This is a genomic window from Pseudomonas sp. SJZ078 (assembly GCF_007828255.1).
GTDB lineage: Bacteria > Pseudomonadota > Gammaproteobacteria > Pseudomonadales > Pseudomonadaceae > Aquipseudomonas.
Window position 1 is genome coordinate 53,403 of record NZ_VIUG01000004.1, and the last position, 23,309, is coordinate 76,711.

Genomic DNA, 23,309 nt, shown 5'->3' on the forward strand with positions numbered 1-23,309 from the left:
AAGGTTGTAGTGATCCCCTCGCCACAGGGGCTTGCTGCAACACCTATCGAGTTTGGGCCTGCTCCACCAACCACCCCATCAATTCCTGCAACGGCCCCGATGCCTGGGCCCTGCGCGGGAACACCAGGTGATAACCCAACCCGGTCCTGACCTTCAGCTCGAACGGCATCACCAACCGCCCGGCGCTCAGGTCATCGCCGATCAGCGACCAGTCACCTATCGCTACGCCGGTGCCCTGTGAGGCCATGGACATCGCCAGGTCCAGGGTTTCGAAGTGCTGGCCCTTGCTGACATTGCTCAAGTGCACGTCGGCGGCATCCAGCCAGGCCGTCCAGTCGCGCTCATCGCAGGTGGGGTGCAACAGCAGGTGTTGCTGCAAGTCGGCGGGTTCGCGCAGCGGCACGGAGCCCTCCAGCACCGAGCGGGAACAGACCGGCGTCAGTTGCTCATCGAACAGATGCAAGCACGCCAATGAGGTGTCGGGTGGCGGGCCATAGACCACGGCCGCGTCGAAGGCCTCGCGCTGGAAGTCCACGCCGTGCCTGACGGTGGTAGTCAGTTCCACCGGCACGTCCGGCCGTTCCTTCTGCCATTGCAACAAGCGCGGCAGCAACCAGCGCATCACACAGGTCGGTGCCTTGAGTTGCAAAGTCTGGCGCTTCTCGCCGATCTGCTCCACCGCGTCGCCGATCAAGCGGAACACCTGCTGTACCCGAGGCAACCACGCCGCCCCTTCAGGCGTCAGGCTCAGTCCGCGGGCCTGGCGCTGGAACAGCGCGTAACCCAGATGCTCCTCCAGCCCGGCGATCTGCCGGCTCACCGCGCCCTGGGTAATGTGCAGTTGTTCGGCGGCACGGGTGAAGTTGCAGCATTGGGCCGTGATCAGAAACGTGTGCAACGCTGGAAGCGGGGGAAGTCGTTTCATTTGCAGCCAAGCCATGACGTGGGGACATGGCTAGTATGACTTTTTATCCATTGTTGCCGCTATGGCCACACCGTTCAATGAGGCCATTCCAAGACAAGAAGAAGGGCAGTGGCAATGGCAACGTGTGGCGAAGTATTGGTCAAGTTACTCGAAGGCTATGGCGTGAAGCAGGTGTTCGGCATTCCCGGCGTGCACACCGTCGAGCTGTATCGCGGACTGGCCCGTTCAAGCATTCGCCATGTGACGCCGCGTCACGAACAGGGCGCCGGCTTCATGGCCGACGGTTACGCCCGCGTCAGCGGTCAACCCGGCGTGTGTTTCATCATCACTGGCCCCGGCATGACCAATATCACCACCGCCATGGGCCAGGCCTACGCCGATTCGATCCCGATGCTGGTGATCTCCAGCGTGCAATCGCGCAGCCAGCTGGGTGGCGGACGCGGCAAGTTGCATGAATTGCCGAATCAGGCTGCGCTGGTGGGCGGGGTCGCGGCGTTTTCCCACACGCTGATGTCTGCCGCTGAATTGCCCAGCGTACTGGCCCGGGCCTTCGCTGTGTTCCAGGCCGGGCGTCCGCGGCCGGTGCACATCGAAATCCCTTTGGACGTCCTGGTCGAGGATGCCGATGCCTGGCTCGCCAGCACGCCTGTGAGCATCGATCGCGCCGGTGCCGCGCCGGGAGCGGTGAAACAGATGACGGCGATGCTGGCCTCGGCCAGGCGGCCGCTGATCCTGGCCGGCGGTGGCGCCATCGACGCCGCCGCCGAATTGACCGAACTGGCCGAACGCTTGGGGGCACCGGTGGCGTTGACCATCAACGCCAAGGGCCTGCTACCGTCCCGTCACCCCTTGTTGATCGGCTCTACCCAGAGCCTGGTAGCCACCCGCGCATTGGTCGCCGAAGCGGATGTGGTGCTGGCCATCGGCACCGAACTGGCCGAAACCGACTACGACATCACCTTCGCTGGTGGCTTCGAGCTCCCAGGTGCGCTGCTGCGCATCGACATCGACCCGGACCAGACCGTGCGCAACTATCCACCGCGCCTGGCGTTGGTGGCCGATGCCCGCACCGCCGCCCGGGCCTTGCTTGACGAGTTGAACCGACAGCCTTTGGCCGAGCGCAGCAACGATTGGGGCGCTGTTCGTGCTACGCGGTTGCGTACTGAGCTGGAAGGCAGCTGGGACGCTGCGGTTCGCGCCCAGAGCGTTTTTCTTGACAGCGTTTTGCAAACGCTGCCTGAGGCGGTATTCATCGGCGACTCCACCCAACCGGTGTACACCGGCAACCTGACGTTCAACCCGGAGCATCCGCGGCGCTGGTTCAACTCGTCCACTGGCTACGGCACCCTCGGCTATGCGTTGCCGGCGGCGATTGGCGCCTGGCTTGGCGGCAAGGACCAGGGCCATGGCCGCCCCCCGGTGGTGTGCCTGATCGGTGACGGCGGCTTGCAATTTACCCTGCCGGAACTGGCCAGCGCCGTGGAGGCGCGGGTACCGGTGATTGTGCTGCTGTGGAATAACCAAGGCTACGAAGAGATCAAGAAGTACATGGTCAACCGCGCCATCGAACCGGTGGGCGTGGACATCTATACCCCGGACTTCATCGGTGTCGCCAAGGCCTTGGGCTGCGCGGCCGAAACCATCGATGAAGTGGCGCAGCTGCAAGCCGCACTGCTCGCGGCCAGAGACCGGCAAGGCCCGACGCTGATAGAAATCGATCAGGCGCGCTGGATGAGCGGGGTGTCGCAATGACGCTTCCTACGGTAATGGAGGGGCTGTACATCAACGGCCAGTGGTCTTGCGGTGAGCAGTATTTGCGGGTGATCAACCCGGCGACCGAGGCATTGCTTACCACTGTTCAGGGCGGTGATGAACGCGCGGTCGATCAAGCCCTGGACGCCGCGATCCAGGCCTTTGGCCCATGGTCGAAAACGACGGGGGCCGAGCGTGGCGCGATCCTGCGCCGAATCGCCGCTGGCGTGCGGGCCGGTCGTGAGCAGTTGATGCAATTGCAATCGAGCAACAACGGAAAACCGTTGTTCGAGGCCGCCATCGATGTCGATGATGTGGTGGCGACCTTCGAATACTACGCCGAGCTGGCCGAAGGCTTGGACCTCCGGCAGGACAGTTCGCTTGCCCTGCCCAGCGATGATTTCAGCGCCCGCCTGCGTCGCGAACCTTGCGGTGTGGTCGGCTTGATCGTGCCGTGGAATTTCCCGATGGTCACCACCGCCTGGAAACTCGCACCGGCCCTGGCCGCCGGCTGCTGCGTGGTGCTCAAGCCGTCGGAGGTCACGCCGTTGCCGGAGCTGGAACTGGCCTCGATCATTGCCGAGTGTGGCTTGCCGGACGGCGTGTTCAACCTGGTGTGCGGCACCGGCCTGGCGGTTGGCGCTCCGTTGGCGGCGGATCCGCGAGTGGCGAAGATTTCCTTCACCGGCAGCAACGCGGTGGGTGTGCAGGTGATGCAACGGGCGGCGGAAACGGTGAAGGGCGTGAGCCTGGAGCTGGGCGGCAAATCGTCCCTGTTGGTGCTGGCCGATGCCGACCTGGAACTGGCGGTGGAGCTGGCCTGTGGCGGCGGTTTTTTCAATGCCGGGCAGATGTGTTCAGCCACCAGTCGTGTGTTGGTCGCCGATGAGTTGGCCGATGAATTCCTGCAACGGCTCAAGGCTCGCGCCGAGGCGATCCGCGTGGCCGATCCGTTCGACCCGTATGTGGAGATGGGCGCGCTGGTCAACCAGGCGCAATACCAGCGGGTACTCGGGCACATCGACCGCGGCTTGAGTGACGGGGCGACCCTGGTCTGCGGTGGTCAGCGCCCGGCGCATCTGGCGCGAGGTTTTTTTTTGCAGCCGACAATCTTCACCGACGTGCCCTTGGACAGTGCGTTGTGGTGCGAGGAGATCTTTGGACCGGTGCTGTGCGTACGGCGTTTCAGCGGTGTGGAACAGGCCATCGCCCAGGCCAACGACAGTCGTTTCGGTCTGGTGGCCAGCGTGGTCAGCCGTGATTCCGACGCTGCCGAGCAGGTGGCCAACGCTTTGCAGGCGGGCCTGGTGTGGATCAACGCGCCCCAGGTGATCTTTCCCCAAACGGCCTGGGGCGGCTACAAGCAGAGCAGCCTGGGCCGCGAGCTGGGGCCGTGGGGACTGGCCGCGTTCCAGGAAATCAAGCATGTGATCCGGGCGGTCTGACAGCACGTTATCGGGTCACGCATGCCTCGAAAAAAGGCATGCGCCAGGAACATGGCTTCAATGAGTTTTTTTCGATAGTCAGGGATTTTGCACGACCTCAGGATAGCCCTGGATAGCGACCAAGCCCTTGCAATACGGGGCTTTGACCGGTTTCCAGCGGCGCGGGCGCAAGGGTTTTGAGCCACCTCATACTTAGAAGAACAAAGGGAGTCCTCCATGGGCAAGCATGATCTGAACAGACGTCAATTCATCAAAACCGCAAGCGTAGTGTCGGTCGCGGCCGCCGCCATGAGTGTGCCTTTCATCAGCGCCCGGGCCAGCGATACGCGATTCGTCGGCAAGACCCTGCGCCTGCTGACCTGGTCCGACGACACCGGGCTGGCGGCGTTGCGCAACATCGCCGCGACCTTCGAGGCCAAGACCGGCGCCAAGGTCATCGCCGATCGCACCGGCAGCACCTCGGAAATGGTTGCCAAGCTCAAGGCCGGTGGCGACCGGCCGCAGTACGACATCATCACCCTGGCCGGCGTCGGCGCCGAGGGCCTGGCTGCGGCGGGCCTGTTGGAAAAGCCGGACCTGAACCGCATCCCCAATCTGGTGGACGTGCCGGCGCAATACCGCACAGGTGCCGGCGGCCATGGCATCGGCTACCTGCTGTGGTGCAACAGCCTGGTCTACAGCACTCGCACCATGAAGCAGGCGCCGGACAGTTACGCCGCGCTTTGGGACGCCGACCTGGCGCCGAACATCTTCCTACCGCCACCAAATTGGACCGAGGCCATGGACCTGATCATCATCGCTGCCAAGCTGGCTGGCGGTGACGAACACAATATCGAACCGGGCTTCAAGAAACTCGCCGAACTCAAGGAGCGGGTGGTGACCCTGGGGGAAAACCCGAATCAGATCGCCGAACTGTTCCGCACCGGTTCCCTGGACATGGGCGGCTTGTATGCACCGGCGTTTTTCCCCAAGCAGATCCGCGACCCGGCCTATGGCCTGGGGGCGACGTTCGGCATGAAGGAAGGCTTCTACACCGACCTGATGCTCTCGGTCATGCCCAAGAACCGCCCGGGCGACACCGACCTGGCCTACGCCTTCATCGACCACTCCCTCGACCCGCTGGTGCAGGGCAAGATGGCCGAAGACATCTTCAACGGCCCGGTCAACGCCAAGGCCATCATCTCCGCCGAAGCGCGCAAGAGCCCGTACATCCTCACTCCGGAGCAAATCGCCGAGAAAGCGATCATGCACGACAACGCCTTCCTGGCGACGGTGCATGACCAGTGGATTCGTCGGTATACGGAGATTTTCTCTTCATGAGTTGAAGGACATTGTGACTGGGAACGCATGGATTCTGCGGTCGTCCGGAGATCCAAATGTGGGAGCGGGCTTGCTCGCGAAAGCGGTGGATCAGTTGATGGAGATGTCACCTGTGCCGCCGTATTCGCGAGCAAGCCCGCTCCCACATTGGTTCCATGGTGTTAATGGATACTGCGTTCACCACAATCCAATGTGGGAGCAAGCTCGGCTCCCACAGTAATCCCACAGTAAAAAGTTGTGTTTGTGCTGTCGTTTTCCACTGACGAGACCTTGCCATGGAACACCAACCTTTAACTCATCCGCAGAGCGTTGCGCCAGTGCGTTCCAGCCGGAGTATTTCGCCCACGACGCGGGCGTGGTTTTTCCTGTCGCCGTCGATGCTGTTTCTCGGCGTGTTGATTGCCGCCAGTCTGTTGGTATTGCGCATGAGCGTCGGCACCAAGGGCGCGGAGTGGAGTGGGTTCAGCCTGGCCAGCTATGGTCAATTGCTGGAACCCTATTACCTCAAATCCCTGCTGCTGACTTTGCGCCTGGCGCTGATCAGCGCGGTGATTGCCGTGCTACTGGCGATTCCCGTGGCCTACACCATGTCGCGTTTGTCCTCGCCATTGTTGCGACGGGTGTTCTTGGCCGCGGTGCTGTTGCCGTTATTGGTCAACCTGCTGCTGCAAAGCTACGGCTGGCTGGTAATCCTCGGCCCGGCCGGCATGCTCAACCAGGCGCTGACGGGCCTGGGGCTGATCAAGCGGCCGATCATGTGGCTGTACAACCAGAACGGCGTGCTGATGGGCCTGGTGCAGACCGCGTTCCCCCTGGCCGTGTTGCCCATCGCCAGCGCCATGCGCGGGGTGGCCCGCAGCTATGAAGAGGCGGCTGCCACCCTTGGCGCCAGCCGTTTCCAGGTGTTTCGTCAGGTGGTGCTACCGATGAGCCTGCCGGGCATCATCACCGGCGCGACACTGGTGTTCGCCTACAACGCCAGCAGCTTCGTCGTACCGTTGTTGTTGGGCGGGAGGCGAGTGCCGATGCTGGCAGTGATGGTCCACGACCAGATTGCCCCGCTGATGAACTGGCCGGCCGCGTCCGCCGCCGGGGTGGTGTTGATCGTCACCACGCTGCTGATCATGACCCTGTCCGAATATTTCACCGGCCGCCGTCGGCGGATGCTGGAGGCTTCTCAATGAGCGCGTTGAGCCAAAAACGCCAGTCGCTGTTGCCCGGTGAAACCGGTCGGATCGCGGGGCTGCTGTCGGGTTTCATTCTGTTGCTGGCGGTGTTGCCGATCCTGACCATGATCGTCATGTCGTTCAGCGGCGCGGCGAACCTGGATTTCCCACCAAGCAGCTACAGCCTGCAATGGTATCGAGCCGCCTGGCAGACCTTCGTCTCCCCGGATACCAGTGACGTACTGAGCTTGGGCCAGGCCATGGGCACCAGTCTGTTGGTGGCGTGCCTGACCATGATCTTCGCCACCCTGATCGCGGTACCGGCGGCCTATGCACTGACCCGCTGTGAATTTCGCGGCAAGGCCGTGGCGCTGCAACTGATGTCGCTGCCGCTGGTATTCCCCATGGTGGTGCTGGGCCTGGCCCTGCTGTTGGTATTCGACAGCCTGCCCTTCCAGATGACCACCTCACGGCTGGTCATTGCCCACGTCATCCTTGCCCTGCCGTTCGTGGTGAAGAACTGCACCGCCGCCATGCTCGGCATCGGCAGCGAAGTCGAGGAAGCCGCGCGGATGCTCGGGGCGTCACCGCAGCGGGCCATCGGCGATGTGGTGGTGCCGTTGATGAAATCGGGAATCCTTGCCGGGATGCTCCTGGCATTCATTGTCTCGTTCAACGAATTCACCGTGACCTATTTTCTCTACACCGTCGACGTCATGACCGTGCCGATCTGGATGTACAGCCGCACCGTGTCGTCGCTTGATCCCACCGTTTTTTCGTTTGCCGTGCTCATCGTGCTGATCGACTTCGTGCTGATCTGGGCGTTGGAGAAGCTGGTGGGCGAGGGCGGCGTTTCCTTTTGATTTCGAGGTGAAGACATGACTGGACTGATACTGGAAAACGTCGAGAAGCACTACGGCTCGGCCTGCGCGGTCAAGGACGTGAACCTGCATTTGCCCGAGGGCAAGCTGGTGTGTTTCCTCGGGCCTTCGGGCTGTGGCAAGACCACGCTGCTGCGGATGATCGCAGGCCTGGAAAGCCTCAGCGGCGGCGAGATCCGCCTGGATGGCGATGACATCGGTCATACCCCGGCGCACCTGCGCAATTTCGGCATGGTCTTTCAATCGCTGGCGTTGTTTCCCCACATGACCGTCGGCGAGAACATTGCCTATCCACTGAAACTGCGCGGCGTGGGCAAGGCCGAGCAGCGGGCGCGGGTGGTGGAGCTGCTGGAACTGATTCAGCTCCAGGCCATGATCGACCGGCCCGTGGCGAAATTGTCCGGCGGCCAGCGTCAGCGTGTGGCGATTGCCCGGGCGATTGCCGCGCGGCCGAAGATCCTGCTGCTGGACGAACCGCTGTCGGCCCTCGACGCCAAGCTGCGTGAATCGATGCAGGTGGAAATCCGTCAGCTACAACAGCGGCTGAACATCACCACCATTCTGGTGACCCACGACCAGCGCGAGGCCATGACCATGGCCGACATCGTGGTGGTGCTGGGCGAGCACCGGGTGCAGCAGGTCGGCACGCCGATCGAGATCTACCGGTACCCGACCAACGAGTTCGTTGCCGACTTCATTGGCTCAGGCAATATTTTCCCTGCGACCACCCTGGGTACCGGGCGTGTCGGCCTGCCGGGCGGGGACGCGCTGGATGTGCCGGCCAGCCATAGCCCCATTGTTGGCGAGAAAATCAAGTTGCTGGTGCGCCCGGAAGACGTGCAACTGTCTGCTCCTCAGGCCACAGCGGGTAACCGCTTGCTGGGCAAGGTGACATTTGTGCGTGACATTGGCGCGACCATCGAAACCACGGTGGAGTGTTCCGGGGTTTCATTCACTGCGCTGAGTACGCCTTGCCAGGGAATGGATCTGGGCATCGGGCATGCGGTATCGGTGACCTTACCGGCTGAGGCGTGTCGGTTGCTGAGGGCCTGATTCTTGAGAGATGGGTTGCCCGGGCTGGCCTCTTCGCGAGCAAGCCCGCTCCCACAATTGATCGGTGGTGAACAGAGAATTCATGTTCGCCGAAGATCCCATGTGGGAGCGGGCTTGCTCGCGAAGAGGCCGGTAGGGCAATCAAAATCCCAGCTCAAACCGACAACCGCAACCGTGCCAGATCCCGCAGCGGCGGTGCCCCGAACAACCGGCTGTACTCGCGACTGAATTGCGAAGGGCTTTCATAACCCACTCGATACCCCGCCGCCGAAGCTTCCAGCCCTTCGGCCAGCATCAGTCGCCGGGCTTCCTGCAGACGCAATTGTTTCTGATATTGCAGTGGACTCATGGCGGTCATGGCTTTGAAGCGATGATGCAGTGTCGAGACGCTGAGGTTCACTTCCCGGGCCAGCTCGTCGATGCGCAACGGCTGTTCGAAATGACCGTTGAGCCATTTGATTGCCTGGCCGATGCGATGGCTCTGACTGTTGGCGATGGCGATTTCGTACAGCCGGTAGCCCTGGGGACTGCGCAGCAGTCGGTACAAAATCTCCCGTCGTACCAAGGGCGCGAGCATGGTGATGTCCTTGGGGTGGTCCAGCAGGCGTACCAGGCGCAGCACCGCATCGAGCATCGAAGTGTCCAGGCGTTCGACATACAGGCCTCGGCCGGCGGGGCGGGTTGGCACGCCCAGCGGGCCGGCATCGGCGATCAGCGCGGTGATTTCCGCCGGGTCGATGTCCAGGCGCAGGGCCAGGATCGGGTGTTCCGGCGAAACGTCGGCGATGCACCCGCTCAACGGCATCGACACCGAGACCACCAGGTAATGGAGCGGGTCGTAGTTGAACAGTTCGTCCGCCAGCCGCACCTGTTTGTTGCCCTGGGCCATGATGCACAGCGCCGGTTGCGCCAGCACCGGTGCGAATTTATGGGGCTTGCTGTGACGAGACAGATTCAATGCGCCGATGGCCGTGGTGTAGCTGCCGTCTTCGCAGGTATTGCGGTCGATGATCGACGCCAGTTCGGCGCGCTGTTGTTCCAGATGCGGGTCCAGGGGGACGTGGGCGTGGTCGAGCGGCGACATGCCAGGATCCTCGGAAATAGAAGCGATGGACAAAGCTTATGTTTGTGCAAGGCGCGGTGGTAGTCACATCCTGTTGAAAGCTTGCCTGATCCTGCACGGCCATCGTGCCGGATCGTTGCAATGGGGCCGAAACTTGCTTGAAACCTTTTGTCTCAAATTTGTCGGTTCCAATCGACGCGCTGCCGCTTCGCGATCTACTTTTGCGCAGGATTGTGCAAGGCGTCGGCAGAAATCGACTAACGACCCTGGCGTCGCGACGCTTAACCTTCAATCCTGTCGCAGCTGTCCCCGGCTGCCCAATGGATGACCTGGGAGGGTTGAACATGTCTACACAGATCCCCGTCAGTCACATGGCTTTTGTGCGGGCCCGCGCCGGAAGCTCCAAATTATTGGGCGCGCGACTGAGCAAACTCATCGCGCCTTCGCGCCAAGCCCCCGGCTGTGTGCACTTTGCCTTGCAACAATCGCAATGCGATGCCGATCTGTGGCTGATGTCCGGACTCTGGGTCGATCAGCAGGCGATGGATGCGTACTTCGATTCCCCGGCCATGGGGATCTTCGCCGAGCTGGTGCAGGACCTGGTGGTCAGCAGCCTGGATTTTCATACGTTCAGGGAAGTGTCCGCCGTCCAGGCGACTTTGGCGACGGTACACAAACTGGCCGGATGAAGGTTTAATGACCGCCCATCTCATCGCCAGGATGCGCAATATGGCACGTAAAGTCTTTGGACCCTTTGAAGCTGTTTCCGCCGTCATGCCCCGGGAGGGTGGCGGCTATTATGCGGCCATCGCCACTAAAGCCATCGGTGGCTCGGGTGCGCCGCGTTTCAACAAGCTACTTGAGAAGCAGCATTTCGAGACGGCTGCCAAGGCCGATGAAGCTGCCGCTGTGCAGTTGACCCGTCTGAAGGGCGTCAATGAAGAGGGTGGGTTGCTCTGGTAACCCTAATCAGCCATAGAGCTTTTCTGTGGCGAGGGGATAAATCCCCTCGCCACAGGGGTTGTGTACCTTTATTGCGGGCGATGCATCCTGAACAGCGCCTCAGCCCCCAACTGGAAGTAATCCGCCGGCCCGCCACCGCGCAAGATCGGTTCGGCGGCGGCCGTGTCGTAGACGCCGTCCTTCAATAGCCACTTGGCAATATGCACCGCAACCACTTCGCCAAGGATCAGCCAGCTCGGCACCAAGCTCTTGTCCGCTCGCTGCAACTGAATGATCTGGGTGACCTTGCATTCGAAGGACACCGGACTTTCCGCCACCCGCGGCACCTGGATCACCCGTGACGTCGCTGGTGTCAGCCCCGCCAATTCGAATTCATCGACCTCGGGCGCGACCATCGCGCAGCTCTGGTTCATTCGCTCGGCCAACGGGCGTGTGGCCAGGTTCCAGGCGAACTCGCCGGTCTGTTCGATGTTGTTCAGGCTGTCTTTGCGCCCGACGCTGGAAAAACCAATGATCGGCGGTACGTAATTGAACGCGTTGAAGAAACTGTAGGGCGCCAGATTCAGGCGACCTTCGGCGTCCTGGGAAGAGATCCAGCCGATAGGGCGTGGGCCGACGATGGCGTTGAACGGATCGTGGGGCAGGCCATGGCCGTTGGCGGGTTCGTAATAGTGGATATCGTCGGGCATGGAAGTGCTCAAATCCTGGGGGATGGGTGGGATTCGAGAATAGTGCCGGGCCGTGTCGTTTTTGTCAGTACCGCAGGGGCTTGGCAGGAATTCTTTTACATCAGGATGGCGCTTGCCAGGGCTTGAATGACTAAGCCCGGCCGAAGCCGGGCTGTAAGGACGCCTTTGGAGAATCAGCTGATGGAGGCACCATTGGTACGGTCGAAGCCATCTTCAGCGACGGTAGCGCCATTGGTACGGTCGAAGCCATCTTCAGCGACGGTAGCGCCGTTGGTACGGTCATAACCATCTGCAGCAACGGTGGCGGCACCGGTGCGCTCGTAACCATCGGCGGCGATAGCCGAACCGGTACGCTCGAAACCGTCGGCGGCGAAGGTGTTGGCAGCCAGTACGGACAGGGTCAAGGCAAGGATCAGTTTGGTTTTCATGGTCGTAACTCCGAATCGTTGAGGGGGCGTGTCTTGCATGGGTTTAATTCTACTCATGCAAACTTGATTAAAAAGCGCAAAATAATGCTAAAAAGAATCGATTAATTCGATATTAAGGTCGAGACGCATCAGGCGTTACTCGCCACTGCGAAGATCGCGAACGTATCGATTCAAGTGAGATGAGGATGCCAAGCCAACATTAATCGGCGATTAATTCGAGCTCAGACGGATGTGACAGATTTTTCATGTATTGCCGACCTGTTTTTCACCGGCAGAACGCCAGCCTTTCTCCAAGCCCTGTACCCAAGGGCGGTCGCCTCACATTGGAGCTTTGCCTGAGATGAATAAACTGCCTCAAATCACCCTGGCCTTCTGGGTCATGAAAATCTGCGCGACGACCCTGGGCGAAACCGCAGGGGACTTGCTGTCGATGACCCTCGATGTTGGTTATGCCCTCAGCTCGCTGATCCTGATCAGCGTGTTCGTCCTGACCCTGGTCACGCAGTTGATGGCCAAGACCTACAAGCCGCTGCTGTACTGGATTGTGATTCTGTCCACCAGCACCGCCGGCACCACCATGTCCGACTTCATGGATCGCACCCTGGAACTGGGCTACGCCACCGGGTCGATGATCCTGATTGCGATTCTGTTGGCGATCTTCGCGGCCTGGCGCCTGAGCGGCGATTCGCTCAATGTCACCAAGGTGCAGACCTTCCGTGGCGAGATGTTCTATTGGATGGCGATCCTGTTTTCCAACACCCTGGGCACGGCGCTTGGCGACTACCTAGCGGATGATTCGGGTCTTGGGTTTGGCGGCGGTGCATTGCTGATCGGCTCGACCATTGCCCTGGTCGTGCTGCTCAAGTACCTCACCAACATCTCGACAGTGGTGTTGTTCTGGATCGCGTTCGTGCTGACCCGTCCGTTGGGAGCAACGCTGGGTGACCTGATGACCAAATCCCATGAACAGGGCGGTCTGGACTTCGGCACCATCGGTTCGTCGGCGGTGCTGGCGGGGATACTGGTGGTGATGATCGCTGGAGCGGCGTATGCGCAGAATCGTTATGGCGACCGGGAGCGTGCGGCGGAGTTGAGCTAAGACCGAGTCGTTCCCTTCGCGAGCAAGCCCGCTCCCACAGGTTCAGCGTAAATCCTGTGGGAGCGGGCTTGCTCGCGAAAGGGCCATGACAGTCACCCAAGCAGTGACTGTCGGAGCACCATCAGTCCGTCACGATCCGCGAATGCTTGCGGGTGTCTTTCATGGTGATGTACACCAGCAACGACACCGCGATGCACGCCGTCACGTACCAGTAATAGCCCGTCTCCATGCCGATGCTCTTGAACCACAGGGCAATGTACTCAGCCGTGCCGCCGAAGATCGATACGGTCAGCGCATATGGCAGACCGACACCCAAGGCGCGGATTTCAGTGGGAAACAACTCGGCTTTCACCACCGCGTTGATCGAGGTATAGCCGCTGACGATGATCAGCGCGGCCATGATCAGGAAAAACGCCCCCCACCAGGTCTGGATGGTGTGCAGGGTGGTGAGGATCGGCACGGTGCACAGCGTCCCCAGGATGCCGAAGGCAATCAGGATCGGCCGGCGCCCGATCTTGTCCGACAGCCCGCCGATCACCGGTTGCAGGCACATGAACAGGAACAGCGTGGCGGCGGAAATCGTGGTGGAGTCGGAAATGTTCATGCCGACGGTGTTCACCAGATATTTCTGCATGTAGGTGGTGTAGGTGTAGAACGCCAGGGTGCCACCCATGGTCAGGCCGACCACGGTCATCAATTCCTTCGGATGGCGCAGCAAGGTGCGCATGGCGCTTTCCTTGGCTTTTTCCTTCTTGGTGAATGACTCGGTTTCTTCCATGCCACGCCGCAGGTACAGCGCCACGATCGCACACAAGGCCCCGATGGCGAACGGAATGCGCCAGCCCCAGGCGTATAGCTGGTCACTGGTGAGGAACTGCTGCAATACGATCAGCACGCCAAGGGCGATGAGCTGGCCGGAGATCAGGGTCACGTACTGGAAGCTGGAGAAGAAGCCGCGACGCTCCTTGGTCGCCATTTCGCTCAGGTAGGTCGCCGATGTGCCGTACTCGCCGCCCACCGACAGGCCTTGGAGCAAGCGGGCGAAGACCAACAGGATCGGTGCGCCGACGCCGATGGCTTCATAACCGGGGCTCAGGGCGATGATCAGCGAGCCGAAGCACATCAGGTAGACCGAGGCCATCAGCGCCCGCTTGCGACCGGCGCGGTCGGCGTAGAGGCCCATCAACCATCCGCCGATGGGACGCATCAGGAAGCCCACGGCGAAAATCGCGGCGGTATTGAGCAACTGGGCGGTGGTGTCACCCTTGGGGAAGAAGACTTTGGCGAAGTACAACGAGAAAGCGGCGTAGACGTACCAGTCATACCACTCGACCATGTTGCCGACCGAACCGCTGAAGATCGATTTGATCCGGCTGGCGGTGGTTCTTTCGCGGGCGGGCACGGCAGCCGACCCGAGGGGCAGGGCGTTGGAGTTATCCATTGAAGGATCCTTCGTTTAATTGTTTTTGTGGAGCGCGTAGGAACGCAGCCTGACAGGGCTATAGCAGGAGCTGTGCCAGTTGGTTGAGGGCCGGTTTAGAGGGGGTGGTTGGTTTGGATGAGCGGAAAATTGCTTGTTTAAAGTTTTGGGTGGGCGGAAATCCGCTTATTCCTTGGAGCTATCGCGAGCAGGCTCGCTCCCACAGGAGATGTGTGCAGACCCACAATTTTTGCAGACACCCCAAAACACTGTGGGAGCGAGCCTGCTCGCGATGGCGTTAGTCCAGGCGCCGCAACCCCCCGGGCTAGACAAACATCTCCCGACTCAACCCATGCCGCTGCATCTTTTCGTTGAAGGTGCGGCGGGGCAGTTGCAGTTCTTCGAGCACGGCTTTCACATCGCCTTTGTGGCGGGTCAGGGCGGCGCGCAGGCATTGGGCTTCGAAGGCTTCCTGCTGGGCAGCGAGGGACTGGCCGGGGGCCGTCTCCTGGGCATGATAATGATCCAGCCCCAGCAACTGGCGTTCGGCGACGTTCGCCAGTTCGCGCACGTTGCCCGGCCAGTCGTGGCTCAGCAGATGGCTCAATTGCGGGCCGCTCAACGGTGCGGCTGGGCGACCCAGGCGTTCGGCGGCGCTGTGGGTGAAGTGCTCGAACAGCAAGGGGATGTCCTCGCGCCGTTCACGCAACGGCGGCAGGCGCAGTTCAGCGATGTTCAGGCGATACGCCAGATCTTCGCGAAAACGCCCGGCCCGGGCTTCGTCCAGCAGGTCGGGTTTGGTGGCGGCGATGATGCGCAGGTCCACGGCGATGCTCTGGTTGGAGCCCAGGCGTTCAAGTTTCTGTTCCTGCAAGACCCGCAGCAGCTTGACCTGCTGGGCCAGGGGCATGCTCTCGATTTCATCGAGAAACAGCGTTCCGCCATGGGCATACTCGAGCTTGCCGATGCGCTTGCCCTGGGCGCCGGTGAAGGCCCCGCTTTCGTGGCCGAACAGTTCCGCCTCGAACAGTGGTTCGGGAATGGCCGCGCAGTTCAATGCCACGAAGGGTTTGTTCGCCCGAGGGCCGAAGTCATGCAGGCAACGAGCGACGAGCTCTTTGCCACTGCCGGTTTCGCCGCGGATCAATACATTGACCGGCAGGGCCGCCAGGTCCAATACCTGGCGTCGCAGGTTTTGCAGCGCCCGGGAGACCCCCAACAGCGTCCCGTCGAGTCGGGCCTTGGCGTCGGCCTGCTCATGCAGCCGGCGGTTTTCCAGCACCAGGGAGCGCTTGTCCAGGGCTCGGCGCAGGCTACCCAGCAGGGCTTCAGGGCTGAAGGGTTTCTCCAGAAAGTCGTAGGCCCCATAGCGCATGGCTTCCACGGCCATCGGTACGTCGCCGTGCCCGGTCAGCAGGATCACCGGCAGATCCGCATCGCGCCTGCGTACTTCGGCCAGCAGCTCCAGGCCGCTGAGCCCGGGCATGCGCACGTCGCTCAGGATCACCCCCGGAAAATGCGCCGGCAACGCGGCCAGGCACTCTTCGGCGCGGCTGAACAATTGCACCTGGAAACCCGACAGGCTCAGCCACTGTTCGACGGCGCTGCGGATAGTGCTTTCGTCATCGACGATCATGACAGAGTCAAGCATGCGACCGGGTCTCCTGATCGATGGGCAATACCACGCAGAATACGGCGCCACCTTCATGATTGTCTGCCGTCAGCCGCCCGCCAGACTCATGGATGATGGCAAACGATACCGCCAGCCCCAGGCCCAGGCCGTCGCCCACCGCCTTGGTAGTAAAGAACGGATCGAAGACCTGGGCCAGGTGTTCCTCGGCGATCCCGGTGCCGCTGTCACTGACCGTCAGGCGCCACAGTTGCTCGTCGGCTTCCAGGCGCACTTCCAGGCGTTTCAAGGGTTGGTCGGCCATGGCGTCGAGGGCGTTGCGCAGCAGATTGATCAGCACCTGTTCGAAGCGGATCGCATCGCCACGCACCCACGCCGGACGCGTCAGGTGCAGCACGGTGCTGACCTGCTCGTCGCGCAGGCGAGCGTCCAGCAGTTGCAGGGCCTGATCCACCACCGCCGCCAGGTCCAGTCGTTCGCGCAGGCCGCTGGGGCTATTGCGGGCAAAGGTTTTCAGGTGGCCGGTGAGGGCGGCCATGCGGGTCAGCATGTCGTCCACCGGTTTGAGCGCCTTGTAGGCATCGTCGACCCGGCCGTGATCCAGTAGCAGGCGCAGCGTCGCCAATTGCATCCGCTGGGCCGTCAGCGGCTGGTTGATTTCATGGGCCAGGGCCGCCGACATCTGCCCCAATGCCGCCAATTTGGCCGATTGCACCAAGCCTTCCTGGGCGGTACGCAACTCCCGGGTCCGCTCTTCCACCAGGCGTTCGAGCTCTGCGCGGCTGCGCTGACGCAGCTTCGCCAGGCGCCAGCGTTGGTTGAGGAACAACAGGAGAAACACCAGCGCCAACCACGATCCGGCGGCGGCGAGCCCGGCGTTGCGACGGTCTTCGAAAGCGATCTGCGGGCGCCGCAGCAAATGCAGGGTCCAACCTTCGGCTGTCAGCGGCAGGGATTCCCACAGGTAGTCCGCCGTGCCGTCGGGAGAATCGACCCGGGCCAGATGACTGTTATCGTCAAAGCGCCGCAGCGCCTCGTAGCTCAATGGTTGCAGCGGTTGCTTGTCGTATTGGCGGGTGGCCTTGAGTTCGGCGCGGTCGCTGTCGCTCAGAGGCTGCAGATGGCGATAGCGCCAGCCCGGCCGGTTGGCGATGAACACGATGCCCCGGGCGTCGCTGACCAACAGGGTGTCGCTGCCCTGGCGCCATTCACGTTCAAGCTCTGGAAATTCCAGCTTCACTACCATTGCCCCGAGGAATTCGCCGTTATCACCGGTCACCGCGCTGGAGAGGAAATAACCCGGAATGCCGCTGGTCACACCCACCGCGTAGAAACGCCCGGTGCCCTGGGTGCGGGTCTGGAGGAAATAGGGCCGGAAGCCATAGTTGTGGCCGACGTAACTGCTGGGCAGGCGCCAGTTGCTGGCCGCCACGGCCAGGCCGGTACGGTCGAGCAATTCCAGAGTCGAGGACTGCGCGGTGTCGTTGATTTTCTCCAGTTTGCGATTCAGCGTGTCCTGTTGCGCCGCGCTGATCGGTCCCGCCAGGGCCGCACGCAACTCCGGGTCCAGCGCTAATACGGCGGGCAGGGCGCGGTAGCGGTCGATCAGGGTATGCAGGGAATTGGCGTACAACGCCAGTTGCTGGTTCGCACGGCTGGCGTCCTCTTCCAGCGCCTGGTGTTCGGCGTGGTGTATGGCCAGGGCGGCGGCGCCAACGGCACCGGCGAGAATCAGCACAATGGCAAGGGACAGGCGCAAGGGGCGAGGCATTGCGAGCATGTGAGCGCTTCAAGGGCCGACGGGACTGGCACCATAGCATGCCGCCCGTGTGTCGTAATGCACCTCGTACCGGGCTATCGCAGCGCTGCTTGTGTCTGCCTCAGTCGGCCGATCGTCGCCTCCATTTCCCTGCGCAGGCCTCGACGTGTGATGCCGTTGGAGGGGCCGAACATCTTGCTCAATGGCCGGTAGGTATCGATCGCTTCAACCCCCGCTTCGTCAAACAAGGTATCGACATAGTCCATCTGCACGTTCAATACGCTGATCATGTCGGTAATGTGCGTCTCTGCCCGGGCCAGTTTTTCTTCGGAAAGGCTTTGGCCCGCCGCGCCGATTTCATGAATGATTTCAAGGGTGCCCGTAACGGCGTTGACCACCGCGCCGACTTCGTTGGCGGCAATGTTTCCGGTGGCTTTCAACGCTGCCTTGGTACCGATGACCGTCGCTTCCTTACCCAACTTCAAGACGTTTTTCTGGCTCGGGGCATACATGGCTTCGACCAGGTGCCGGGCTTTTATCTGCGCGTAGGACGACAAGTCCATGGTTCTGTATTCGCCCCTCCTCACGATTCGATCAGGATCCAGCTTGCGCGATTTGAAATTCACCGCCGCGCTCAGGCTCAGCCTTTCCAGGGCGTAGTCCAGGCCAACGCTCACGGCTTTGCTGGTCACGAACCCCAACGCGGCACCCATGACGATGCCCGGGGGACCCGCGGCACTGCCCAACGCGGCGCTGCCGATCCCCACCGCCACGCCCATGCCATAGCTGACGACCTGGGCACCCACATGAGCGCCGATACGTACCGCGGCGGATTGGGCGTGGTCCGCCGCCGAGCGGTGGTTGGCCAATTGAGATTGCGCTTCGCTGGCCCTGCGTGAGGTCAGTTTCATGATGTAAATGAATTTTTCGACCTCCCTGTTCAGCCGGGATAGGGTCTTCCAGCGCTGCAATTGCGTAGCGGCCAGGGCTTTCCTGGCAGCCCGTTGTGCCGGTGTTTCCAGCATCAGTCCGCTGAAATCGGTGAAGATGATCGGGTTGTTGCCGACGAACCCATAGAGGTTCAGGCCATCCAGGTCTCCCGCCGGATCTGAGCTGACCCAGCGCTGCAACCACGGTGCGTAGTAGCGTACGCCGTAGTAATACAGCCCGCTGGCGTCCAGCTCCTGACCTGAATAGCGGAGCGTTTTGTAACCGGCTTCCACCTCGGAGCGGGCGGCATGCCAGGCCGTGCCACCGAAAGGATAATAGTGCTCCTGGCTGATCAGTGCGGCGTTACGGTCCAGTTCCAGGGCGCTGGAACCCAGGTGGTCATCCAGGCTGTAGCGCAGTTGATCGGCTTCGATAGCGCTGGGTTGGCCGCTTTCCCAGTGCAGGCAACGGACCTGGCCGTGGGTCAGCAGACAGGTGATCACGTGCAGCTCTTCGCCGTTGTGGGCGAGACGGATTTCAAGGCCTGGCAGGTAGCGTGTCTCATGGCGGATGCCCGCGCGGGTCTGGGTTTTGCTGACCCGTTCACCCTGACTGTAGAGGTAGGTTTCGTCATCGTCCGGCAGACCGTTGTCGCGTTTGAGCAGCGTGACTTTACTGAGCTGGTCGCGAGCGTCCCACACCAGCGGCTGTGCACCTCGTTGCAAATGCAACTGGTTGCCGTGGGCGTCGAACAGTGCGTCGAAAACCGGCTCGGGGTCGCCTTCGGCCCAGCGCACGCCGCGGTTGCTGTAGGGATCGATCCGGAGCGTCTGGGTGTGATTGTTGCCTGTACGCACATGACGCAGGCGGGTCAGATTGTTGCCGGTGTCGTAGTCATAACATTGGGTGTAGTTGAAACGGCGACCGGGATCGATGGGAACGAGCGGCGGTGGCAGCCCGGGCTGCAGGTGCGGTAGGTCTCCCTCCAGGCCACTGGCGCTGGTCAAGCGGTAAAGCGAGTCGTAGGTGAAATCGCGATGCCCATCCACGCGCTGGTTGGCACAGTACACCGTGGCGACGCTGTGGTCTTCGATGCGCAGCACGTTGCCCACGGGGTCGTAGGCATAGGCGAGGTTCTGGCACAAAGCTTCATCGGGTTTCCCGGTCTTCAAGGTGCTCAGCAGGTCGTCGGCCGGGTCGTAGGTCCAGCGAGAGGTCACCCCGTTGGCTGTGTCTTGCCGCTCGATCTGGCCGGCGGCGTTGTAGTGAGCGTCCAGCAGAATCGGTTGCGCGTGAGCATGTCCTTTGAGTTGCAAATCCACCCGCTTGAGCTGTCCGCAGATGTCCAGTTGCAGAGACTGTCGGTGGCCGCCGGCGTCAGCGCGGCCTATGGGGGTGCCAAGGGCGTCGTAGGTCAGTTCGGTGGTGTAGGCCGTGGTGTCGGCAAAGCGACGTACCTGGCGCAAGGATTCGCCCGACAGACCATAGCTGTCCAGGTGCACTACACCCGATGGGTCGATCTGCTCAATTAATTCTCCGCGCCGGTTATGAGTGGCGTCGGCCGTGGCGTCGGCGTAAATGAAGGTGTCGGTTTCGGATTCTTCCTGGCTGTCTTTCTCAAGGCGCAGCGGACGCAATCGAGGGTCATAAGTGATGCGCCAATGATGGCCCCGCTCGTTCCACAATTGCCGGATTTCACCCGCCAGGCCCGGTAATACCAGGCGCCACCCGGCATCGACGCTATCGGAGCGTAATGAGCTGCCCGTAAGGGTATACAGGCTGGCCTGGTTGGCTTTGGGCGCTTGACCGAAAAGCCGTGGGTCCCATTGTTCCAGCAGGTGGCCGGCGACGTTGTAGCGCTGGCGGGATATCAATGCGGTGGCGGGGGATGCGACTTGGCTGCGCAAATAGACATTCTGTCGCGTCGGCAAGCCGCGAGTGTCGATGGCGATGACGTTGGGAGTACGGTAGTGGACGGAACTCATCGGTCGACGGCCTCCAAGGGGACGTCGCTTCGATCCAAGCCATCAGGGGCAAGCCGATCCATCGCGTCATCCTCTTGCGGCCCTGGTGCGGGAGCGCTTCAACAGGAATTGATTATCCGTGGTACTCATCTCTTTGTACCAAGTCATGCCTGTTTGTGCCCGTTCGATGTAGTCGAGCGTGAGCTGGGTCTTTCTCTGCAAGACCGAATGGTGGATCGGTGTCAGGGTTTGCCGGGGGGTCATGTGGTTGACGTTGGGCAACAAGTCGCCTGGGTAAATGACCGATTGACCCAGGGCCTTGAAAGTGGCGTCCGTTGCACTCCAACGCTCTTGCACGGTGCTTTTCCATTCGGCGAGCATGGCTTCGATCTTCTGGATCTTGACGGGGGTCAGCCCCATCTTGATGTCCTCGGCTTCCTGGGCCCGAACGCCCAGTTTCAGCAAGTTGAGGCCGGGTACCACCGTGCCTACGACGCGATTCAGGAAAAAATTCGAGAACTCCTGGACCGAGGCGCCCAGGGAGTCGTCCCGAGCGAGCCCTAACCGGCTATCGATCGCCTTGATCGACATGGCCGATGTCTGCGGAATGAGCGGCCGCAGCAGGCGGGCCGTCGGGAGGCTGATGTCGGCTGTCACGTCCGCGATGTCGGCGCCTATGTTCCCACCGGTGAGGCCACTCATATAAGGGACCTCATTGAGCAATGGAACCATGGAACCGAGCCCCTCCGCCCCCACGTAGCCACCCGAAAAACCGACCACGGCGCCGAGGGTTTCACCTGCCAGGTTTTTCAGCATTTCCTTGGCGATGTTGGTCTTGTTGATGATGTTGTCGATCTGCGCCAGCGCCGTTGCGGCTTCTTTCCCGAGTTCTGAAATGAAATCCGAATAGTTCAGGACCTGCCACTCGATTCGGTTCGTTCCGCTGTCCACATAGCACAATGGGTTATTGCCCAGGAACGCATACAGGTTCAACCCATCCACATCCCCCGCTGGATCGGCGGCGATCCAGCGCTGCAGCCATGGTGCGTAGTAGCGTTCGTTGTAGGCATACACACCGCTGACGTCCATTTCCCGACCCGAATAGCGCCGGGTCTTGTACCCGACTTCCAGGGTCGAGCGTGCGCTCATCCAGGCCGTCGCCCCGAACGGATAATAGCCTTCGTGGCTGATCAACCGGGCCTGCTGATCAAGCTCCATCAGGCTCGAGCCCAGATGATCCTGCAGACTGTAGCGCAACTGATCGTCGGGAATTCCGGCCGGTTTGCCGGTGATCCAGTGCAGGCAACGTACGCTGACGGGCCCGGCGGCGATCTGGATGACGTGCAACGCCTCGCCTGAGTCGCGTGTGCGGATTTCCAGGCCAGGCAGATAGTGCACCGCATGGAAATGACGGGTGGCGCCGGCGTAGGCGTCGTGGCGTTTATAGACCCGCAGGCCCTGGCTGTAGTGGTAATGCTCTTCGTCGTTGGGGGCGGCGTCACGCTTGACCAGTGTCACGGTCGCCAACTGATCACGGGCGTTCCATTCCAGGTCCTGGCCGGGTTGCAGTGCCAGGAGGTTGCCGTGACGGTCGTACAGCGCATCGAACGATGGTGCGGGATCACCCGGCTCCCAGCGCGTGCCCCGGTTGCTGTGCGGGTCGATGAACATCTGGCGGGTGTGGCTGGCACCGTCGCGCGCGTGGTGGAGTTTGACCAGATTGCCGCCGTGATCATATTCGTAGGTTTGCACGTAGTTGCGCCGGTCATTGGGATCGGTCGGCTGCGGGAGGCCAGGATTGTCCGAGGGCGGGCGATCGTCGTATCCGCTGGCGCTGCGCAGGCGATACAACGAGTCATAGCTGAACACGCGGTGGCCATCGACCCGCTGGTTGGCGAAATGACTGGGCGTGAAAGCCTGATCAAGGATACGGGTGATGTTACCCACCGGGTCATACGCATATTCGAAATCCTGCAGAGCTGTCTGGTTGCTCAGCGTCCATTGACGCTGCAAGCGCGCATCGGCCGGATCGTAGCGCCAGTGGCTGACCGTGCCATTGCCGATCCGTTGTTCGATGATTTGCCCACCGGCGTTGTAGCAGGCACTTTCCAGGATCGGTAGCCATTCGGTCTGCCCCATGAGCTGCAATTGGGCCTGTGCAAGCTGTCCGGCCAGGTCGTAGCGCCAGCGTTTGCGATGCAAGCCGGCGTCGGTCTGTTCCAGGACGGCGCCTAGCGGATCGTAGAGGTAGAGGCTGGTAAAGGCTTTGTCATCCTCGAATGTGCGTGTTTCGCGCAGCGGTCGGCCGAGCAGGCCGTAGCTGTCCAGGCGCAGGCTGCCCGAGGGGTCGGTTTGTTCGAACAAATGTCCGCGCAGGTTGTGACCGGCATCCGCGGTACTGTCGGCATAGGTGAAGGTATCCACATTGGCTTGGCCGTTCTCCTCCAGAGCCACCGGGCGCAGTTGCTCATCGTGCCTCGTGCGCCAGTGGCTGCCGCGCTCGTCCCAGCGTTGTCGGATTTCACTCGCCAGGCCCGGTAGAACCAGGCGCCAGCCTGCATCGACGCTGTCGGTGCGCAAAAGATGCCCGCTCATACCATAGCGGGTGGCCTGGTTGGGTTTGGGCGCGCTATCGAACAGACGCGCGTCCCATTGCTCGATGAGTCGGCCGGCGGCATCGTGGCGGCGTCGGGAGATCAGCGCCCTGGCCGGAGTCGCGACCTGGTCGCGCAAATAAACGATCTGCCGAGCCGGCAGGCCACGACTCTCGACGACGGTCAGATCCGGCGTACGCACATGTACCGTGCTCATGGCGTGGGCCT

Annotated in this window: 18 protein-coding genes; 9 read left to right on the forward strand and 9 right to left on the reverse strand. The window is 61.7% G+C overall.

The window, feature by feature from the left end; genetic code table 11:
- Window positions 1-43: 43 nt before the first annotated feature.
- Window positions 44-925, reverse strand: a complete 882-nt coding sequence (locus tag FBY02_RS05645; RefSeq protein WP_144924470.1) for a LysR substrate-binding domain-containing protein — start codon at window positions 923-925, stop codon at window positions 44-46.
- A 114-nt stretch (window positions 926-1,039) separates the two neighbouring features.
- Between FBY02_RS05645 and FBY02_RS05650 the strand changes: the two genes are divergently transcribed.
- The 6 genes from FBY02_RS05650 (at window position 1,040) to FBY02_RS05680 (ending at window position 8,542) form a co-directional block, all read left to right on the forward strand.
- Entirely contained in the window at window positions 1,040-2,677 is a 1,638-nt protein-coding gene (locus FBY02_RS05650; protein ID WP_144924959.1) for a 5-guanidino-2-oxopentanoate decarboxylase, read from the forward strand.
- Window positions 2,674-4,122 carry an aldehyde dehydrogenase family protein gene (locus FBY02_RS05655; RefSeq protein WP_144924472.1) on the forward strand — a complete coding sequence of 483 codons (1,449 nt, stop codon included), beginning with the start codon at window positions 2,674-2,676 and terminating at the stop codon, window positions 4,120-4,122. The genes FBY02_RS05650 and FBY02_RS05655 overlap by 4 nt, the downstream gene beginning before the upstream one ends.
- Before the next feature lie 216 nt (window positions 4,123-4,338).
- Complete coding sequence (locus FBY02_RS05660) at window positions 4,339-5,442, forward strand: ABC transporter substrate-binding protein (protein ID WP_144924474.1); 1,104 nt, start codon at window positions 4,339-4,341, stop codon at window positions 5,440-5,442.
- A 275-nt stretch (window positions 5,443-5,717) separates the two neighbouring features.
- Window positions 5,718-6,626, forward strand: a complete 909-nt coding sequence (locus FBY02_RS05670; RefSeq protein WP_144924476.1) for an ABC transporter permease — start codon at window positions 5,718-5,720, stop codon at window positions 6,624-6,626.
- A complete protein-coding gene (locus FBY02_RS05675) occupies window positions 6,623-7,471 on the forward strand; it encodes an ABC transporter permease (protein ID WP_144924478.1) in 849 nt (282 codons plus the stop codon). Before FBY02_RS05670 ends, FBY02_RS05675 begins: the two co-directional genes overlap by 4 nt.
- Before the next feature lie 15 nt (window positions 7,472-7,486).
- On the forward strand, window positions 7,487-8,542 hold the full coding sequence (locus FBY02_RS05680; RefSeq protein WP_144924480.1) for an ABC transporter ATP-binding protein: 1,056 nt from the start codon (window positions 7,487-7,489) through the stop codon (window positions 8,540-8,542).
- Window positions 8,543-8,696: 154 nt separating this feature from the next.
- Here FBY02_RS05680 and FBY02_RS05685 read toward each other — a convergent pair whose 3' ends face one another.
- Window positions 8,697-9,626 (reverse strand): AraC family transcriptional regulator, encoded by a 930-nt coding sequence (locus FBY02_RS05685; protein WP_144924482.1) that lies wholly within the window; start codon window positions 9,624-9,626, stop codon window positions 8,697-8,699.
- 323 nt (window positions 9,627-9,949) lie between these two features.
- On the opposite strand from FBY02_RS05685, the gene FBY02_RS05690 reads away from it, so the two are divergent.
- Entirely contained in the window at window positions 9,950-10,294 is a 345-nt protein-coding gene (locus tag FBY02_RS05690) for a putative quinol monooxygenase (RefSeq protein ID WP_144924484.1), read from the forward strand.
- Window positions 10,295-10,334: 40 nt separating this feature from the next.
- Window positions 10,335-10,568: a hypothetical protein gene (locus tag FBY02_RS05695; protein ID WP_144924962.1), complete on the forward strand. Its 234-nt coding sequence runs from the start codon at window positions 10,335-10,337 to the stop codon at window positions 10,566-10,568.
- A gap of 68 nt (window positions 10,569-10,636) precedes the next feature.
- Here FBY02_RS05695 and FBY02_RS05700 read toward each other — a convergent pair whose 3' ends face one another.
- Together FBY02_RS05700 and FBY02_RS05705 are read right to left on the reverse strand one after the other, a co-directional pair.
- On the reverse strand, window positions 10,637-11,257 hold the full coding sequence (locus FBY02_RS05700) for a flavin reductase family protein (RefSeq protein ID WP_144924486.1): 621 nt from the start codon (window positions 11,255-11,257) through the stop codon (window positions 10,637-10,639).
- A 173-nt stretch (window positions 11,258-11,430) separates the two neighbouring features.
- Complete coding sequence (locus tag FBY02_RS05705) at window positions 11,431-11,685, reverse strand: hypothetical protein (RefSeq protein WP_144924488.1); 255 nt, start codon at window positions 11,683-11,685, stop codon at window positions 11,431-11,433.
- Window positions 11,686-12,025: 340 nt separating this feature from the next.
- On the opposite strand from FBY02_RS05705, the gene FBY02_RS05710 reads away from it, so the two are divergent.
- Entirely contained in the window at window positions 12,026-12,784 is a 759-nt protein-coding gene (locus FBY02_RS05710; RefSeq protein ID WP_144924490.1) for a hypothetical protein, read from the forward strand.
- Window positions 12,785-12,905: 121 nt separating this feature from the next.
- Here FBY02_RS05710 and FBY02_RS05715 read toward each other — a convergent pair whose 3' ends face one another.
- The 5 genes from FBY02_RS05715 to FBY02_RS05735 all read right to left on the reverse strand — a co-directional run bounded on the left by FBY02_RS05715 (window position 12,906) and on the right by FBY02_RS05735 (window position 23,298).
- Window positions 12,906-14,225: an MFS transporter gene (locus FBY02_RS05715; RefSeq protein ID WP_144924493.1), complete on the reverse strand. Its 1,320-nt coding sequence runs from the start codon at window positions 14,223-14,225 to the stop codon at window positions 12,906-12,908.
- A 304-nt stretch (window positions 14,226-14,529) separates the two neighbouring features.
- The gene (locus FBY02_RS05720) at window positions 14,530-15,855 is read right to left on the reverse strand and encodes a sigma-54 dependent transcriptional regulator (RefSeq protein WP_144924496.1); all 1,326 of its coding nucleotides are present in this window, start codon (window positions 15,853-15,855) and stop codon (window positions 14,530-14,532) included.
- The gene (locus tag FBY02_RS05725; RefSeq protein WP_144924499.1) at window positions 15,848-17,614 is read right to left on the reverse strand and encodes an ATP-binding protein; all 1,767 of its coding nucleotides are present in this window, start codon (window positions 17,612-17,614) and stop codon (window positions 15,848-15,850) included. The genes FBY02_RS05720 and FBY02_RS05725 overlap by 8 nt, the downstream gene beginning before the upstream one ends.
- Window positions 17,615-17,688: 74 nt before the next feature.
- Complete coding sequence (locus FBY02_RS05730; RefSeq protein WP_144924502.1) at window positions 17,689-20,508, reverse strand: RHS repeat-associated core domain-containing protein; 2,820 nt, start codon at window positions 20,506-20,508, stop codon at window positions 17,689-17,691.
- Window positions 20,509-20,574: 66 nt separating this feature from the next.
- Window positions 20,575-23,298 carry an RHS repeat domain-containing protein gene (locus FBY02_RS05735; protein WP_144924505.1) on the reverse strand — a complete coding sequence of 908 codons (2,724 nt, stop codon included), beginning with the start codon at window positions 23,296-23,298 and terminating at the stop codon, window positions 20,575-20,577.
- Window positions 23,299-23,309: the final 11 nt, after the last annotated feature.

Coding starts and splice junctions, on each gene's coding strand:
- FBY02_RS05705 (WP_144924488.1), bottom strand. CDS start 11,685: ATGAAAACCAAACTGATCCTTGCCTTGACCCTGTCCGTACTGGCTGCC.
- FBY02_RS05735 (WP_144924505.1), bottom strand. CDS start 23,298: ATGAGCACGGTACATGTGCGTACGCCGGATCTGACCGTCGTCGAGAGT.
- FBY02_RS05695 (WP_144924962.1), top strand. CDS start 10,335: ATGGCACGTAAAGTCTTTGGACCCTTTGAAGCTGTTTCCGCCGTCATG.
- FBY02_RS05720 (WP_144924496.1), bottom strand. CDS start 15,855: ATGCTTGACTCTGTCATGATCGTCGATGACGAAAGCACTATCCGCAGC.
- FBY02_RS05650 (WP_144924959.1), top strand. CDS start 1,040: ATGGCAACGTGTGGCGAAGTATTGGTCAAGTTACTCGAAGGCTATGGC.
- FBY02_RS05645 (WP_144924470.1), bottom strand. CDS start 925: ATGAAACGACTTCCCCCGCTTCCAGCGTTGCACACGTTTCTGATCACG.
- FBY02_RS05670 (WP_144924476.1), top strand. CDS start 5,718: ATGGAACACCAACCTTTAACTCATCCGCAGAGCGTTGCGCCAGTGCGT.
- FBY02_RS05685 (WP_144924482.1), bottom strand. CDS start 9,626: ATGTCGCCGCTCGACCACGCCCACGTCCCCCTGGACCCGCATCTGGAA.
- FBY02_RS05730 (WP_144924502.1), bottom strand. CDS start 20,508: ATGAGTTCCGTCCACTACCGTACTCCCAACGTCATCGCCATCGACACT.
- FBY02_RS05675 (WP_144924478.1), top strand. CDS start 6,623: ATGAGCGCGTTGAGCCAAAAACGCCAGTCGCTGTTGCCCGGTGAAACC.
- FBY02_RS05725 (WP_144924499.1), bottom strand. CDS start 17,614: ATGCTCGCAATGCCTCGCCCCTTGCGCCTGTCCCTTGCCATTGTGCTG.
- FBY02_RS05700 (WP_144924486.1), bottom strand. CDS start 11,257: ATGCCCGACGATATCCACTATTACGAACCCGCCAACGGCCATGGCCTG.
- FBY02_RS05680 (WP_144924480.1), top strand. CDS start 7,487: ATGACTGGACTGATACTGGAAAACGTCGAGAAGCACTACGGCTCGGCC.
- FBY02_RS05690 (WP_144924484.1), top strand. CDS start 9,950: ATGTCTACACAGATCCCCGTCAGTCACATGGCTTTTGTGCGGGCCCGC.
- FBY02_RS05715 (WP_144924493.1), bottom strand. CDS start 14,225: ATGGATAACTCCAACGCCCTGCCCCTCGGGTCGGCTGCCGTGCCCGCC.
- FBY02_RS05710 (WP_144924490.1), top strand. CDS start 12,026: ATGAATAAACTGCCTCAAATCACCCTGGCCTTCTGGGTCATGAAAATC.
- FBY02_RS05655 (WP_144924472.1), top strand. CDS start 2,674: ATGACGCTTCCTACGGTAATGGAGGGGCTGTACATCAACGGCCAGTGG.
- FBY02_RS05660 (WP_144924474.1), top strand. CDS start 4,339: ATGGGCAAGCATGATCTGAACAGACGTCAATTCATCAAAACCGCAAGC.